Consider the following 15,461-nt stretch of genomic DNA (forward strand, 5'->3'; position numbering starts at 1 on the left):
TCGATGAAATTGCCGCCCCAGGCGAAATAATCGTCGAGCAGCTTGTGCGAGGCGGCCTCGTCGGCCTCCGCGCCGAACGTCATGGTGCCGAGGCAATAGGCGGTGACGACGGTCCCGCTCGGACCGAGCTTGCGATAATCCATGTTTATCTCCTCTTTGAACACAACCGCGGCATCAACGGCGGCTGTCATTTCGACATCGACGACGGTGAAGGAAAGAGCAGCGAACTACCTTCACACGTCCCAAACAGGGCACCAATCGCCGTTTACCAGCCGCATGCCCTTCTCGAGGCCTTCAATCCGTTTATTCTCGGCCAGCGTCAGCGTGATCTTGCGGGCCTCGAAATTCTGCATGATGCGGCCCCTCTTGCTGGAAGACGGGATGACGACATGCCCCTTGGCGATGAGGAAGGCGAGCGCGATCTGGTCGCTGGTGGCGCCGCGGGCCTTGCCGATCTCTTCGAGAACCAGGTCGCCGACGACGGCGCCGCGCGCAAGCGGTGAATAGGCCGTGACCGCGATACCGAGTTTTTCGCAATAATCGATGATCGGCCGGTTCTGCATATAGACATGGCACTCCACCTGGTTGGTGGTGATCGTGCGGCTGCCGAGCAGGTGGATGCTTTCGTCGATCAGCGCTTTGGTAAAGTTCGAAACGCCGATCTGCCTGGCAAGGCCGGCATCGAAAACCTCGGCGAACTGACCGAGATAATCGGCAAGCGGATATTTATTATGCGGCGACGGCCAGTGCAGCAGCAACAGGTCGACCTGGTCGACGCGGAGCTTTTCCAGGCTCTCTCTGACCGACGGCATGACGGCTCCGGGGCCGTAGTTGTCGGGCTTCACCTTCGTGGTGATGAAGATTTCGTTGCGCGCCACACCGGCATCTTTGATGCCGCGGGCGACATCCTGCTCATTGCCGTAGCCCTGGGCGGTGTCGATGTGGCGGCATCCGGCTTCAAGCGCCCAGATGACGCCCTGATGGGCTTCATCGGCCGAGCGGTTCCATGTGCCGTACCCCATCTGCGGGATGCCGGCGACCATTGCTTCTTTCGTCATGTTCTCTTCCTATGCAGCAATTCAATATCTTGCTGCGCGTCCGAAAAGCCGCGCGGCGCTGTCCTCAGAAACCGGCCACGTGCAGCGGTTTGTAGGAGGCTTCGAGCGCCTTGACGTCATCACCGGTGAGTTTGAAGTCAACCGCTGCGATCGCATCTTCGAGATGGCTCATCTTGCTGACGCCGACGATCGGCGAGGTCACGACCGGCTTCTGCAGCACCCAGGCCATCGCGACCTGCGCCATGGGCGTCTTGCGCGCCTTGGCGACGGCTTCGACGGCCTCGACGACGTCCCGATCGCCGGTCTTCTCATACATGCTCTTGTTGTAGCGGTCGGTCGTGGCGCGCTTGGTCTCGGTGCCCCAGGGACGGGTCAGCTTACCGCCGGCAAGCGGGCTCCACGGCAGGACGGCGATACCCTGATCGCCGCAGAGTGGCAGCATTTCGCGTTCCTCCTCGCGATAGGTGAGGCTGACCTGGTTCTGCATCGAGACGAACTTCGTCCAGCCGTTGACCTCGGCTGCATGCTGGAGCTTGGAAAACTGCCAGGCCCACATCGAGGATGCGCCGATATAGCGGGCCTTTCCGGCGCGCACGACGTCGTTCAGCGCCTGCATGGTTTCTTCGACCGGCGTGAACGGGTCGAAGCGGTGGATCTGGTAGAGATCGACATAGTCGGTGCCGAGGCGGCGCAGGCTGTTGTCGATCTCGGTAAGGATCGCGGCGCGGGAAAGACCCTGGCCGTTTGGGCCGGGACGCATGCGGCCGAACACCTTGGTCGCCAGCACGATCTCCTGGCGGGGCGCCAGTTCCTTGAGCAGGACGCCGGTGATCTCTTCGCTCGTGCCCTGCGCGTACACATTGGCCGTATCGAAGAAATTGATGCCGGCATCCCATGCGCGCTTGTAGAGTGGCCGCGCCTCTTCGAGCCCGAGAACCCACGGGCGTTCGTCCGTCTGCTTGCCGAAGGACATGCAGCCGAAGCAGATGCGGCTGACCTCAAGCCCTGTCTTGCCAAGTCTTATGGTCTTCATGGTCTTTCCTCGGAGTTGTTGGTTGGCCGTACAGGGAATGCGCCTCGCGGCATCATGCGCCAGTAACGTATTTCCGCCAGTTGTGTTCTTCCTTGAAACCGAGAACTTCCCGGATCTTCCGGTTCGAGAGCGGCGCTTCGAATTCGCCGAGCTCCCGGAGGATGGGCGTGTTCGGCGCCCATTTGCCGAGGAAATCCCGCGTTGGCTCCCTTGCTGTAATCGTGTCGTTGACGGCATTGAAGACCTGGAAACCGAGGCCATCGGCCTGCAGGCAAAGATCGACGATCTGCCCGAGATCGCGAGCATCGATGTAGCTCCAGGCGTTGCGCTTGCGCGATGGCGGATCGGCAAGGAAGCTTGGAAAACGCTCATATTCATGCGGTTCGATAACGTTGGCAATCCGCAAGGCGTAGATGTCGATGCCGCTGCGCATCGCGAAGGCGCGGGCCGTCTTCTCGTTGACGACCTTGGAGAGCCCATAGCTGTCCATCGGGTCGATGTCATAGTCTTCTTCGAGCGGAAACGAATGGAAATCTTTGTCGCCCTCGGCAAAACAGACGCCGTAGGTCGTTTCGCTGGACGCGATGATCACCTTGGGAATGCCGAGTTTCACCGCCGCTTCGATGACGTTATAGGTCGAGATCGCATTGACCGAAAAAGTCTGGTTGTCGGGTTTGAGCAGCAGGCTCGGTATAGCCGCAAAATGCACGACGGCATCGACCTTGGCCGGTCCGCCCGACGTTTGCAGACCCTCACCGCTGAAATGCATAGACAGGGCGTTGAAGGTCTGGCCGCTGTCGGTGAGATCGGTGATCAACGTCTGCACGCCGGGGCAGTTCAAGGGAACGAGGTCGAGGTTGCGGACCTTGTGTCCCTTCCCCACCAGATATGGAACCGCATGGCGGCCAGCCTTGCCGCTGCCGCCGGTAAAGATGATCCGCTTGCTCATGTGATCTGTCCGCTTCCTGATGAAGGTTCGATAGAAGCGGTACAACGCGGGAGAGCGATGAATCAATAGAGTGGAAATCACTGAACCGATGAACAAGAATCATCGATTAGAAACGGCCGCTACAACCCGTTCAAGCCGCGCACGATCTTGATCAGCGCGTCGACGCCAAAGGGGAGCTGCCGCCGGCTGGAATAATACATCGAAAACGGCGGGCCCATCGATGCCCATTTGGCAAGGACGACTTCCAGGCGCCCTGCGGAAACGTAGGGGCTTGCCAGCCTTTCCAGGCAATAGGACACGCCGGCACCTTCCAGCGCAGCATTGATGGCAAGATCGGTCTCGCCTGATATCAGCGCTCCGGGAACGTCGATCTCGCGCCGGTCATCGCCGCGTTCGAATTCCCACTTGTAGATCTGGCCGCGGCCCGTCCTTATCCGGATGCAGCGGTGGGAATTAAGATCCTCCGGCATGATAGGGCGACCATGACTCCTGAGATAATCAGGAGCAGCGACCGCGACCCATTTCAAAGGAGGAGTGAGAGGAACTGCGATCATGTCTTCCGGGATGGTGCCGCTGTACCGGATACCGGCATCGAAGCCGTCCGCGGTGACATCGACGAACTGGTCATCCACGGCGACCTCAAGTTCGACATTCGGGAAGCGTTGCTGGAAGACCGGAATGGCTGGCCGCAAAAGCAGAACGGCGGCATCTTTCAGAACATTGATACGAATGCTGCCGGCGCCAGCTTGATAATGCCCGTTCAAGTCCTCCAATCCGGAGTTGATAAGCTCGAGCCCGGCAGAAATCTTCTCAGCGAGCGCTGTTCCGGCAGCGGTTGGCGCAACACTGCGGCTGGTTCGATTAAGGAGGCGAACGCCCAGCCTTTGCTCAAGCGCCTTCATGCTGTGGCTCAGAGCGGAAGCCGTTACTTCCAGGTGATCCGCCGCTTTCCGAAAACTGCGGTACTGGACTATCGCGAGAAAGATCGACAGCTCGTGAATTTCATTGCGCTTGAACTGCATGTTGATCTCAGGGGGCTAGTTTGGCGATACTTCGCAACCGGTCTTGAAAGCTCTAGCTCGTTCGGTACAACTCAGCACTCGAATGCTGGTTTACCGGCTCGGATTATGCGGCGGTAGTGTCGTGATAACGCGACGGCAACGGCCGTGCTAGCCTCGTCTATTCGCGCTGAGTCGAATTAACACATACCCCATCCCGCCGATTTGAATCAAAAGGTCTGCCCTCATCTCACTGTCGTGACGACCTTAATTTTGGTCCATTTGTCTATCTTGGTATCCGCGGATATAGGCAGGCCTTCTCGCAGCAAAAGGTAATCTCAGGTGCCCTATCCCATTTATGGATGCAAATCCTCATCGCGTGGCGCCTAACTGCCCCAGATTATGACAGTTATATTGCGCTGCATTACTATTGCAATGCCGCAAACCCGTTCTCTGCAGATGTACCGAGGTCTAGCAGCCAACTGAAACCCTCTGGTTTTTGGGCTGAACCGATGTTTCCGTGCGGTTGCAAACAGCGGGGACTGATTTGAATGCGTGGCGGGGATGAGCCACTCGTCGCCGGTATATCCTTGACCATTCGCAAACCGAGCGGAAGCCGGTGGCGACATTGAAGAGGAGCTCGGGCTAATCCGGTGATCGCGGAGCGGGCCGAAGACTGCTTCCAGTATTCATTGCTTTCCTGATATTACAGCGGATCCAGGGAAGATAGCGTCTAGGCTCCCCAGACCACAGATCGTTCGTGCCGCTTGATCAGATGTTTGAGATTTTCGAAACTCGTGCGGATGTGGCGGGCGAAGTGATCGACGGCGGGGGTGCGAGGTGCGTCCGAACGCTTCAGCAGACCGAGCGCGCGTTCCGGATGGGGAATGGGAACGGGCAGGGCGGTGATGGATTTTTCATTGCGCAATGCGAAGACGACGCTGTGCGGCAGGATGGTCAGCGCATCGGCCGCCTTCATGTAGTGGACGACGCTCATCAGGGAGCCGCCCGAATAGCGGATCTTGACTTCGGTTGCGCCGAAGGACAGGAGCATGCTGCGCAGATCGGCAAGCAGCGGGCTGCCTGGTGGCGGCGCCACCCAGGGAAAATCGAGCAGGTGTGCCGGCGGAGGCCGCCGCTTCAGTAGCAGTGGATGGGTGACCCGGCAGGCGATGACGTTGCGCCCGGGCAGGATCTGCTGGAATTCGAGACCGGAGCCCTCGTCGAGAATATCGATCGGACAGATGGCAAGGTCGATCTGATCGGCATTGAGCGCGACGCGGAGGTCCGGGAAATAACCATAGGTCTGGTCGATGCGCACATCCGGATGCTGATTCTGGAATTCTGCGATCATGCCGGAGATCAACGCATCCATGAAAAAAGGCGTACCGCCGATACGCACCACGCCGCTCCTGCCGACTCTAAAGCTTTCGACGACATCAGAGGCCTTGCGTGATGCCGATAGCATGGTCTGACCGTGATCGGCCAGCGCTCGTCCGAGCGGGGTTGGTTGCAGCGGCCGTCGACCCTTGACGAACAGCGGTTCGCCAATGCGGGCTTCGAGCATCGAGAGCGTGCGCGAGACGGCTGGCTGCGCCAGGCCGAGCAGGGCAGCTCCCTCGGTTACCCCGCCGGTTTTAACGACTGCCGCAAGCTGGACAAGATGACGTTCGTCTATCTTCATAACGATATGATATATTAATCGCGAATAAAATCATTACCGGCCCATCGCGTTTGTATTAATTTTCTCTCCACCAGCCAATGCCCTGGAGGAGAAGCATGATGCCGGGTCCGACGGCGCTGAATTTCAGCGAGACCACCTCGCATGACATTTTCGCGCAACGACTTCCGCAAACTAGGGATGACAGCCTGCCGCAGATTCTGGTGGCTGCGGTGACGCATCTTCATGCCCTCATCCGGGAATTGCGGCCGACCCAGGCGGACTGGCGCAAGGTGATCGAATTTCTGACCGATGTCGGTCATGCCAGCGACGAGCGGCGCCAGGAGTGGGTGCTGCTGTCGGATCTGCTCGGCGCTTCGGCGCTAGTCGAGGAGATCAATTCACGCCGTCCGAAGACCGCCACTCCCAATACGGTGCGCGGACCCTTCTTCCGCGCCGACATTCCGCAGCTGCCGCTCGGCAGCAATATCTCGCTCGATGGCATCGGCGAGACGCTGGAGGTTTTCGGCCGCGTGCAGGATCTTGATGGCGATCCGATCGCAAATGCCGAAATCATCACCTGGCAAGCCAATGCTCAAGGGTTTTACGAAAACCAGCAGCCGGATCTGCAGCCGGAATTCAATCTGCGTGGCGGCTTCCGAACGGATGCGGATGGACGTTTCCACTATCGGACGGTCAAGCCCCGCGGCTATGGCGTGCCGGACGACGGTCCCGTGGGAAAACTTCTGCGGCAGGCGGGCTATCCGCTACGCCGCCCCGCGCATCTTCATTTCATCATCAAGGCGCCGGGCTTCGAGACGATCACCACGCATATCTATGACGGCAGCGATCCCTATCTGGCCGAAGACGCGATCTTCGCCGTCAAGCCGGATCTAGTGCGAACTTTCGAGCGGCAGGGCAAGGGGTGGCTGTTGGACCTGACCTTCGTCATGGTCCGCGCCAGGCAGGGAGCCGACACATGAGCCGCGAATTCATTTATAGCGGCAGCCCCGCCCATATCATCTTTGGAGAAGGCAAGAGCGCTACCGCCGGCGAGTGGGTGGAAAAGCTCGGATGCGCCAGGGCGCTCGTCCTCTCGACGCCGCAGCAGAAGGCCGACGCCGAAGCGCTGGCGGCGCGGCTGGACTCTCTCGCTGTTGACGTCTTTGCCGACGCCGTCATGCACACGCCGGTCGGTGTCACCGAAGAGGCGATGGAAGTGGTTCGCCTGCTGAAGGCCGATTGCGTTATTTCGCTCGGCGGCGGCTCGACCACCGGGCTTGGCAAGGCGATCGCCTATCGCACGGATCTGCCGCAGATCGTCATTCCAACAACCTATGCCGGATCGGAAGTGACGCCTATCCTCGGCCAGACGGAGGGCGGGCGCAAGACGACTGTACGCCATGCGAGTATCCTGCCAGAGGTGGTGATCTACGACCCGGTGTTGACGCTTGGCCTGCCGGTCGGCATGAGCGTCACCTCGGGGCTGAATGCCATGGCTCATGCGGTCGAGGCGCTCTACGCCGAGGATCGCAATCCGATTTCGACGCTGATGGCGGCCGAAGGGCTGCGGGCCTTCAAGACCAGTCTGCTGGACATCGTCGCTATGCCTAAGGCCGCCGATGCCCGCGCTGATGCGCTCTACGGCGCCTGGCTCTGCGGCACCGTGCTCGGCACGGTCGGCATGGCGCTGCACCACAAGATCTGCCACACGCTGGGCGGCACCTTCGATACGCCGCATGCCGATACGCATGCGATTATGCTCCCGTATACCGCCGGTTATAATGCGGTTGCCGTGCCGAAGCTTCTGGCGCCGGTCGCCGATATTTTTGGTGGCTCGGTCGGCGCGGGGCTCTGGGATTTCGCCAGGCAAATCGGTGCGCCTCTGGCGCTGAAGGATCTGGGTCTCAGCGAAGCCGATCTCGATCGCGCCGCCGGTATCGCCACTGAAAATCCCTACTGGAATCCAAGGCCGATCGACCGGCAATCCATTCGTGCCCTGCTACAGGATGCCTGGGAGGGCAAGCGGCCGGCATAGGCTGACGACAGACATCACGCTCTCTGGGAGGAGAGCACAATGGGAGGAGGAAACATGTTTACGAGACGCGAATTCCTGAAGACGACAGCCGCCACCGGTGCATTGGCGGCGACATCCGGGCTCGCCGCCCCCGCAATCGCACAGGATGCTGCGATCAAGCTCGGTTATGTGAGCCCGCAGACCGGACCGCTTGCTGCCTTCGGCGAGGCCGACAAATTCGTCATCGACAGCTTTCTGGCGACCACCAAAGCAATGGGTCTCAAATATGAGGTCGTCGTTAAGGACAGTCAGTCCAATCCGAACCGGGCAGCCGAAGTCGCCAAGGAACTGATCGTCGCTGACGAGGTGAACCTGATCCTCGTCGCCTCGACGCCGGAGACCACCAATCCGGTGGCGACCACCTGCGAGGCCGAGGAAATGCCCTGCATTTCGACGGTCGCACCCTGGCAGCCGTGGTTCATCGGCCAGCAGGGCAATCCCGGCGATCCCAAGTCTTGGAAACCATTCAACTACGCCTATCATTTCTTCTGGGGTCTCGAAGACGTCATCTCGGTCTTCACCAATATGTGGGAGCAGATCGAGACCAACAAGAAGGTCGGCGGGCTCTTCCCCAACGATGGCGACGGCAATGCCTGGGGCGACAAAGTCGTCGGCTTCCCGCCCGTGCTGGAAAAGATGGGCTATGGCCTGATCGATCCCGGCCGCTACCAGAACATGACCGATGATTTCTCGGCGCAGATCAACGCCTTCAAATCAAGCCAGTGCGAAATCATCACCGGCGTGGTCATCCCGCCTGACTTCACCACCTTCTGGAACCAGGCCAAGCAGCAGGGTTTCGCCCCGAAGATCGCATCGATTGGCAAGGCGCTGCTCTTCCCGCAGACCGTGGAGGCGCTCGGCAATGCCGGGCACAATCTGTCCTCGGAAGTCTGGTGGACGCCGAGCCATCCGTTCAAGTCGTCCCTGACGGGGGAAAGTACCGCAGAGGTGGCGGCCGCCTTCACCAAGGCGACCAACAGGCCCTGGACGCAGCCGATCGGCTTTGCCCATGCGCTGTTCGAACTGGCGGTGGATGCGATGAAGCGGGGCGGAGATCCCAAGGACGGGGATGCGATCGCAGGGGCGATTGCGGCGACCAAGCTCGATACGCTGGTCGGGCCGATCGCCTGGGACGGCAAGGGCCTGCCGCCTTTCGCGGCCAAGAACATCGCCAAGACGCCGCTTGTCGGCGGCCAGTGGCGGTTGAAGGACAGCGGCGGCTACGATCTCGTCATCACCGACAACAAGACGGCGCCGAACATTCCAGTCGGTGGCAAGATGGAAGCAATCGCCTGATTTTTGGCATGGGGCCTGCTAGAGGCCTCGTCTGTTCTGGGAGGAATAGGTTTGGCAATTCTCGAACTCGATGGGGTCTCGAAGAAATTCGGCGCATTGACCGTCGCCGAGCAGATCTCCTTTGCCGTCGGCGAGGGGGAGGCGCTGGGCATTATCGGACCGAATGGTGCGGGCAAGTCGACGCTGTTCAATCTGATCACCGGCAATATCCCCGCCGATCGCGGCAGCATCCGCTTTCTCGGCAGCGACGTGACGCGCACGCCGCCGATGGCGCGCTGCCTGTCGGGCATGGGCCGCACCTTTCAGATCCCACAGCCGTTCGAGAAGCTGACGGTCTTCGAAAACCTGCTGGTCGCCGGCGCCTTCGGATCGCGGCGACGCGAGGCCGAGGTGTCGGACCGCTGCGCCGAAATCCTGGTGGACACCGGGCTGATCGACAAGGCGAATGTGCTGGCCGGAAGTCTGTCGCTGCTGCAGCGCAAGCGGCTGGAACTGGCCCGGGCGCTGGCTACGGAACCGAAGCTGCTGCTGCTCGATGAAATCGCCGGCGGACTGACCGAGGGCGAGTGCCGGTCACTGGTCGCCACCATCCGCGCCATTCATGCGCGCGGTGTCGCCGTCATCTGGATCGAGCACGTGCTGCATGCGCTGAATTCCGTCGTCGAGCGGCTGCTGGTCCTGCATTTCGGCAAGGTCATCGGCATCGGCAAGCCGGAAGACATCATGGCGTCCCGCGACGTCCGCGAAATCTACTTGGGGATCGAGATCTGATGGCGCTGCTCGAAACCAGAGGCTTGACCGCCTCCTACGGCGATTTCCAGGCCCTGTTCGGCGTCGATATCACAGTGGGTGCCGGCGAGACCATTGCCATCATCGGCGCCAACGGAGCCGGCAAGACGACGCTGATGCGCTCCATCTCAGGCGTGCTCACCAATGCGCCGGCATCGATCCTTTATCGCGACGAACCGATCGGCGCGATGCCGGCGCCTGACATTCTGGCGCGCGGCATCGCCATGGTGCCGGAGGGGCGAAAGCTCTTCCCGTCGCTGAGCGTCGAGGAAAACCTGCTGATCGGCAATTATGGCCGCAAGGTCGATGGCCCGTGGACGCTCGAAAGCATCTTCGCGCTGTTCCCGATTCTGAAGGAACGGCGCAACAATCCGGCCACAGCACTTTCCGGCGGGCAGCAGCAGATGGTGGCGATCGGCCGCGGGCTGATGTCCAATCCGGCGGTGCTGCTCTGCGACGAGATCAGCCTTGGCCTCGCGCCCGTCGTGGTCCGCGATATCTACGCCGCCTTTCCCAGCATCCGCGAAACCGGTGCTTCGATCGTCATCGTCGAGCAGGACATCGCCCAGGCGCTGAAGGTGGCCGACCACGTCTACTGCATGATGGAAGGGCGGGTGACGCTGTCGGGCCGCGCCGCCGATCTCAGCCGAGACGACATCCACAAGGCCTATTTCGGGACGGACCATCATGAACTGGCTTGATACCATTCTCCAGGGCGTGCTGCTCGGCGGGCTCTACGCGCTGTTTGCGGCGGGCTTGAGCCTCGTCTTCGGCATCATGCGGCTGGTCAATCTTGCCCATGGCGACCTGATCGTGCTGGCCGCCTTCCTGATTCTGATCCTGGTGACGACGCTCGGGCTCAATCCGTTCGTAGCCGCCGCAATCGCGATGCCATTGATGTTCGCCATCGGTTGGAGTCTGCAATATTTCCTGCTCAACCGCACGCTGGGCAAGGACATCCTGCCGCCCCTGCTCGTCACCTTCGGCCTTTCGATCGTCATTCAGAATGGCCTGCTCGAAGGTTTTTCCGCCGATAGCCGCCGCGTCTTTGCCGGCAGCCTCGAGAGCGCCTCCGTCAATCTCGGCCCCGTCACCGCCGGCATCATGCCGCTGATGACCTTCTTTTCGGCGGTGGGCGTTATCGTCTGTCTCAACCAACTGATCTATCGCACTTCCGTCGGCCGCGCCTTCCGGGCGACCTCGGACGATCCGGTGACGGCCGGGTTGATGGGCATCCGGCGGCAGCGCATCTTCGCCGTGGCGACGGGGCTTGCCATGGTCGTGGTGACGATTGCCGCCCTCTATCTGGGGACGCGAGCAAATTTCGATCCGACATCAGGGCCGGCGCGGCTGATCTATGCCTTCGAAGCGGTGATCATCGGCGGGCTCGGCTCGCTCTGGGGCACGCTCGCCGGCGGCATCATCTTAGGCGTTGCCCAGACGGTGGGTGCTGCGATCAATCCGGAATGGCAGATCCTTGCCGGCCATCTGGCGTTCCTCGCCGTTCTCCTGTTCAAACCGCGCGGCCTTTTCCCGCGGGCGACGGATTGAGGTGCATCGATGACCATGGCCATTCCATCCTTCACTGTAGAGACACGCACCAGGGCATCGGCATTGTCCGCCGTGGCACTGATTACCCTTTTGCTGCTTGCGTTTGCCGCACCCTTCATGGTCTCGCGCGGCGTCATTCAGGACCTGTTTTTCATCCTGACTATGCTGGTGCTAGCGCAGAACTGGAACCTGCTTGCCGGTTATGCGGGGCTGATCTCGGTCGGCCAGCAGGTCTTCGTCGGCTTCGGCGCCTATACCATGTTCGGCTGCGTCATCCTGCTCGGCATCGATCCGGTCTTAGCCATCCTGATTGCCGGCGTATTGTCAGTCGCCCTTGCCATTCCCACAGCCTTCTTCACCTTCCGGCTCTACGGCCCCTATTTCGCCATCGGCACCTGGGTGGTGGCCGAGGTGGTGCGGCTGCTGCTGGCCCAGTGGAAGGCGCTCGGCGGCGGCACCGGCACCTCGCTGCCGCGCGATGCGACCCGCGACATGATGGGTGTCGGCACGATGCGCGACCTCTTCGGCATGAAGGCCTCTGAGGCCGGCGATGCGCTGACCTATTGGCTGGCGCTGATCCTCACCGCCGCGACCATCGGCTTGATCTATGGGCTGCTGCGCAGAAAGCAGGGTCTCGGCCTTGCCGCCGTCCGCGACAATGAGCAGGCGGCCCGCGCCGTCGGCGTCGATGCGCGGCGGATGAAGACGTTGGTCTATCTCGCCACCGCCTTCATGACAGGCATCGCCGGGGCGCTGATTTATGTGCAAAAGGCGCGCATTTCGCCGGATGCCGCCTTCTCGGTCACCGACTGGACGGCCTATGTCATCTTCATCGTCGTGATCGGCGGCATCGGCACGATCGAGGGACCGATCCTCGGCGTCATCATCTTCTTTCTCTTACAGAACCTCCTAGCCGACTACGGCTCCTGGTACCTGCTGATGCTGGGTCTTCTCGGCATCGCCATCATGCTTTTCGCGCCGCGCGGCCTCTGGGGACTGTTCTCCGATCGCACCGGCATCCAGCTTTTCCCGGTCCGCCGCGTCTTGAAGGGCGGGCCGCTCAATCTCATGCATAGGGGAGGGCCTCATGGCTGATATTACCACCGACGTACTCATCATCGGCACCGGCCCGGCGGGCTCCGCCACCGCGGCTCTGCTTTCGTCCTACGGGGTCGAGAACCTGGTGATCAACCGTTACCGCTGGCTCGCCAGCACACCGCGCGCCCACATCACCAATCAGCGCACCATGGAAGTGCTGCGCGATCTCGGACGCGACGTGGAGGACGAGGCCTATATGTTCGCGGCCGAGCAGGACCTGATGGGTGAGAACGTCTTCTGCACCTCTCTCACCGGCGAGGAGATCGGCCGGATGAAGAGCTGGGGCAAACATCCGCTGTCGCGCGCCGAGCACCAGCTGTCGTCGCCGACCCATATGAACGACCTGCCGCAGACCTTCATGGAGCCGCTTTTGTTCAAGACGGCCTGTTCGCGCGGCAGCCAGTCGCGCATGTCGACGGAATATCTGAGCCATGCGCAGGATGAAGACGGGGTGACGACGACCTGCCTCGACCGGCTGACCGGCAAGGAATTTACCGTCCGCTCGAAATATCTTGTCGGCGCCGATGGCGGCAATTCCAAGGTGGCGGAACATGCCGGTCTCACCTTCGAAGGCAAGATGGGTGTCGCCGGTTCGATGAACATCCTGTTCAAGGCAGACCTTTCGCGACTGGTCGCCCATCGACCCTCGGTGCTCTACTGGGTGCTGCAACCGGGCGCCGATGTCGGCGGCATCGGCATGGGGCTGGTGCGGATGGTCAGGCCCTGGGACGAATGGCTGATCGTCTGGGGTTACGACATCAACCAGGCGGCACCTGCGGTGGATGAAGCGCATGCGAGAAAAGTCGTGCGCGACCTCGTCGGTGATCCCGAGCTGGAAATGACCATCAAGTCGGTCTCGACCTGGACCGTCAACAACATGTACGCCACCACGATGTCGAATGGCCGCGTCTTCTGCATGGGCGACGCCACCCACCGCCATCCGCCGTCGAACGGCCTTGGCTCCAACACCTCGATCCAGGACGCCTTCAATCTCGCCTGGAAGCTCGCCTTCGTCCTGAAGGGGGCCGCCGGTGAGAAACTTCTCGACAGCTACCAAGCCGAGCGCGCGCCTGTTGCCAAGCAGATCGTCACCCGCGCCAACAAGTCGATCGAAGAATTTGGGCCGATCTTCAAGGCGCTCGGGCTGCTCGATTCCATCGACCCGGTGAAGATGCAGCAAAACATGGACGCCCGCTGCAACAACACTGTCGCAGCCGAGGAGCAACGCGCCGCGATCCGCAAGGCGATCGCCGACAAGGTCTACGAGTTCGATTGCCACGGAGTCGAGATGAACCAGCGCTACCGCTCCGGGGCGGCAATCACTGACGGACAAGCCGAGCCGGCCTTCACTAAGGACCCGGAACTGCATTGCCAGCAGACGAGCTGGCCCGGTGCCCGGCTGCCGCATGCCTGGGTCTTCTCTGCCACCGGCGAGAAGGTTTCGACACTGGATCTCACCGGCCACGGCAAATTCAGCGTACTGACCGGTATCGGCGGGCAGGGCTGGGTCGAGACGGCCCGCAGTCTCGGCAAGGAATTCGGCATGGAAATCGTCGCCCATGTCATCGGCCCCCGCCAGCCGTGGCAGGATTTTACCGGCGACTGGGCCAATATCCGCGAAATTCGTGACAGCGGCGTCCTGTTGGTTCGTCCCGACCACCACGTCGCCTGGCGGTGCGAGGCGATGTCCGACAATCCGGCGGGCGAACTGCGCCGCGTGCTGACCGCAATTCTTGGAAAGTGAGGCCGTGATGGACGCGCATGAAACAGGCTTCTTTACCGAAGATAACTCCGTCAAGGTCGTCACCGGCCGAAACAAGAACGCCAAGGACGAGCGGCTGAAGCAGGTCATGGAAGTGGTGACCCGCAAGCTGCATGAGGCGGTGAAGGAGATTGAGCCGACCCAGGACGAATGGATGCAGGCGATCCTGTTCCTGACACGCACCGGCCAGATGTGCAACGAATGGCGGCAGGAGTTCATCCTGCTGTCGGACGTTCTCGGCGTGTCGATGCTGGTCGATGCGATCAACAACCGCAAGCCGTCGGGCGCATCCGAAAGCACGGTGCTCGGTCCCTTCCATATCGAGGGCGCGCCGGAACTGGAGATGGGCGCCAATATCTGCCTCGATGCCAAGGGCGAGCACATGGTGATTGGCGGTCGCATCCTCGATACGGCGGGGCAGCCCATCAAGGATGCTGTGATCGACGTCTGGCAGGCCAATGACGAGGGTTTTTACGACGTGCAGCAGCAGGGCATCCAGCCGGATTTCAACCTGCGCGGCGTCTTCCGCACAGGCCCCGACGGCCACTACTGGTTCCGCGCCGTCAAACCGAAATACTATCCGATCCCCGATGACGGCCCGGTCGGCCAGATGCTAGATCGCCTGGGCCGCCATCCCAACCGCCCCGCGCATCTGCATTACATTATTAAAGCAGCCGGCTTCGAGACGCTGATCACCCATATCTTCGACCCAAACGATCCCTACATCAACTCCGACGCGGTCTTTGGTGTGAAGGAAAGCCTGCTTGCTGAATTCACGCACACGCATGATCCGGACCGTGCCAAGGCCTATGACTTCGATGGTGATTTCTGGGAGGTCGAGCATGACTTCGTGCTCGCCCGCGTTGGCGAAAAACGCGCTTAGCGGCTTGAATGTGGAACCGTACCTGGGAACCATGGGGTGGCTCCACGCCAGCCTAACGACATTGAGCTTGAGGTGCGGTAAGCAATGACGTGAAATCTACCGCTGTGTAAAACCGGAGTAAGGATCGGATTGAAGGGCCCAGAAACGTTGACTTTCCGGCGATCGCTAGGAACCATCTCCCGGATCAAACGGGCTCTAGGAGCCGTGGACTCTTGGGATTCCCAAAGCTGAGCAAATCAGATTCAAGACTGTCTTTTGGAGGCAGTCATGGGTGTTTTGGACCGTTTAATTCTTCGGGATGACCAGT

General features: G+C 61.0%; 14 protein-coding genes and 1 pseudogene. 9 read left to right on the plus strand and 6 right to left on the minus strand.

From position 1 onward, the window contains the following. From G9X64_RS34035 to G9X64_RS34060, 6 genes and pseudogenes are all read right to left on the minus strand, one after another. A pseudogene (locus G9X64_RS34035) lies at positions 1 to 143 on the minus strand (aldo/keto reductase); the annotation flags it as partial. A gap of 90 nt (positions 144 to 233) precedes the next feature. After that, the gene (locus tag G9X64_RS34040; RefSeq protein WP_171378325.1) at positions 234 to 1,058 is read right to left on the minus strand and encodes an aldo/keto reductase; all 825 of its coding nucleotides are present in this window, start codon (positions 1,056 to 1,058) and stop codon (positions 234 to 236) included. A gap of 64 nt (positions 1,059 to 1,122) precedes the next feature. Beyond that, on the minus strand, positions 1,123 to 2,091 hold the full coding sequence (locus G9X64_RS34045) for an aldo/keto reductase (RefSeq protein ID WP_168309609.1): 969 nt from the start codon (positions 2,089 to 2,091) through the stop codon (positions 1,123 to 1,125). Positions 2,092 to 2,143: 52 nt separating this feature from the next. Beyond that, positions 2,144 to 3,040, minus strand: a complete 897-nt coding sequence (locus G9X64_RS34050; protein ID WP_171378326.1) for an NAD-dependent epimerase/dehydratase family protein — start codon at positions 3,038 to 3,040, stop codon at positions 2,144 to 2,146. Between the two features lie 119 nt (positions 3,041 to 3,159). Next, on the minus strand, positions 3,160 to 4,062 hold the full coding sequence (locus G9X64_RS34055; RefSeq protein WP_168309607.1) for a LysR family transcriptional regulator: 903 nt from the start codon (positions 4,060 to 4,062) through the stop codon (positions 3,160 to 3,162). A gap of 709 nt (positions 4,063 to 4,771) precedes the next feature. Then, entirely contained in the window at positions 4,772 to 5,722 is a 951-nt protein-coding gene (locus G9X64_RS34060) for a LysR family transcriptional regulator (protein WP_171378327.1), read from the minus strand. Positions 5,723 to 5,817: 95 nt separating this feature from the next. Here G9X64_RS34060 and G9X64_RS34065 point away from each other — a divergent pair, with 95 nt between their 5' ends. The 9 genes from G9X64_RS34065 to G9X64_RS34105 are packed head-to-tail and all read left to right on the plus strand — an operon-like array spanning position 5,818 to position 15,154. Further along, positions 5,818 to 6,681, plus strand: coding sequence for a dioxygenase family protein (locus tag G9X64_RS34065; RefSeq protein WP_168309605.1), 864 nt, complete (start codon positions 5,818 to 5,820; stop codon positions 6,679 to 6,681). Beyond that, entirely contained in the window at positions 6,678 to 7,736 is a 1,059-nt protein-coding gene (locus G9X64_RS34070) for a maleylacetate reductase (protein WP_171378328.1), read from the plus strand. Before G9X64_RS34065 ends, G9X64_RS34070 begins: the two co-directional genes overlap by 4 nt. 54 nt (positions 7,737 to 7,790) lie before the next feature. Continuing rightward, positions 7,791 to 9,071 carry an ABC transporter substrate-binding protein gene (locus G9X64_RS34075; protein WP_171378329.1) on the plus strand — a complete coding sequence of 427 codons (1,281 nt, stop codon included), beginning with the start codon at positions 7,791 to 7,793 and terminating at the stop codon, positions 9,069 to 9,071. 51 nt (positions 9,072 to 9,122) lie between these two features. Continuing rightward, positions 9,123 to 9,842, plus strand: coding sequence for an ABC transporter ATP-binding protein (locus tag G9X64_RS34080; RefSeq protein WP_168309602.1), 720 nt, complete (start codon positions 9,123 to 9,125; stop codon positions 9,840 to 9,842). Continuing rightward, positions 9,842 to 10,561 (plus strand): ABC transporter ATP-binding protein, encoded by a 720-nt coding sequence (locus G9X64_RS34085; RefSeq protein ID WP_168309601.1) that lies wholly within the window; start codon positions 9,842 to 9,844, stop codon positions 10,559 to 10,561. The genes G9X64_RS34080 and G9X64_RS34085 overlap by 1 nt, the downstream gene beginning before the upstream one ends. After that, on the plus strand, positions 10,548 to 11,411 hold the full coding sequence (locus tag G9X64_RS34090) for a branched-chain amino acid ABC transporter permease (RefSeq protein WP_171378330.1): 864 nt from the start codon (positions 10,548 to 10,550) through the stop codon (positions 11,409 to 11,411). Before G9X64_RS34085 ends, G9X64_RS34090 begins: the two co-directional genes overlap by 14 nt. A 9-nt stretch (positions 11,412 to 11,420) precedes the next feature. After that, positions 11,421 to 12,506: a branched-chain amino acid ABC transporter permease gene (locus G9X64_RS34095; protein ID WP_168309599.1), complete on the plus strand. Its 1,086-nt coding sequence runs from the start codon at positions 11,421 to 11,423 to the stop codon at positions 12,504 to 12,506. Then, positions 12,499 to 14,253, plus strand: a complete 1,755-nt coding sequence (locus G9X64_RS34100; protein WP_171378331.1) for an FAD-dependent oxidoreductase — start codon at positions 12,499 to 12,501, stop codon at positions 14,251 to 14,253. The genes G9X64_RS34095 and G9X64_RS34100 overlap by 8 nt, the downstream gene beginning before the upstream one ends. 7 nt (positions 14,254 to 14,260) lie before the next feature. Beyond that, the gene (locus G9X64_RS34105; RefSeq protein ID WP_171378332.1) at positions 14,261 to 15,154 is read left to right on the plus strand and encodes an intradiol ring-cleavage dioxygenase; all 894 of its coding nucleotides are present in this window, start codon (positions 14,261 to 14,263) and stop codon (positions 15,152 to 15,154) included. Positions 15,155 to 15,461 lie beyond the last annotated feature (307 nt).

Origin of the sequence: Rhizobium sophorae (assembly GCF_013087515.1) — a bacterium.
GTDB lineage: Bacteria > Pseudomonadota > Alphaproteobacteria > Rhizobiales > Rhizobiaceae > Rhizobium > Rhizobium sophorae.

What these genes read in the sequence shown, in the direction of transcription:
- G9X64_RS34040 (WP_171378325.1), bottom strand. Translation starts at nt 1,058, where the DNA reads ATGACGAAAGAAGCAATGGTCGCCGGCATCCCGCAGATGGGGTACGGC.
- G9X64_RS34045 (WP_168309609.1), bottom strand. Translation starts at nt 2,091, where the DNA reads ATGAAGACCATAAGACTTGGCAAGACAGGGCTTGAGGTCAGCCGCATC.
- G9X64_RS34050 (WP_171378326.1), bottom strand. Translation starts at nt 3,040, where the DNA reads ATGAGCAAGCGGATCATCTTTACCGGCGGCAGCGGCAAGGCTGGCCGC.
- G9X64_RS34055 (WP_168309607.1), bottom strand. Translation starts at nt 4,062, where the DNA reads ATGCAGTTCAAGCGCAATGAAATTCACGAGCTGTCGATCTTTCTCGCG.
- G9X64_RS34060 (WP_171378327.1), bottom strand. Translation starts at nt 5,722, where the DNA reads ATGAAGATAGACGAACGTCATCTTGTCCAGCTTGCGGCAGTCGTTAAA.
- G9X64_RS34065 (WP_168309605.1), top strand. Translation starts at nt 5,818, where the DNA reads ATGATGCCGGGTCCGACGGCGCTGAATTTCAGCGAGACCACCTCGCAT.
- G9X64_RS34070 (WP_171378328.1), top strand. Translation starts at nt 6,678, where the DNA reads ATGAGCCGCGAATTCATTTATAGCGGCAGCCCCGCCCATATCATCTTT.
- G9X64_RS34075 (WP_171378329.1), top strand. Translation starts at nt 7,791, where the DNA reads ATGTTTACGAGACGCGAATTCCTGAAGACGACAGCCGCCACCGGTGCA.
- G9X64_RS34085 (WP_168309601.1), top strand. Translation starts at nt 9,842, where the DNA reads ATGGCGCTGCTCGAAACCAGAGGCTTGACCGCCTCCTACGGCGATTTC.
- G9X64_RS34090 (WP_171378330.1), top strand. Translation starts at nt 10,548, where the DNA reads ATGAACTGGCTTGATACCATTCTCCAGGGCGTGCTGCTCGGCGGGCTC.
- G9X64_RS34095 (WP_168309599.1), top strand. Translation starts at nt 11,421, where the DNA reads ATGACCATGGCCATTCCATCCTTCACTGTAGAGACACGCACCAGGGCA.
- G9X64_RS34100 (WP_171378331.1), top strand. Translation starts at nt 12,499, where the DNA reads ATGGCTGATATTACCACCGACGTACTCATCATCGGCACCGGCCCGGCG.
- G9X64_RS34105 (WP_171378332.1), top strand. Translation starts at nt 14,261, where the DNA reads ATGGACGCGCATGAAACAGGCTTCTTTACCGAAGATAACTCCGTCAAG.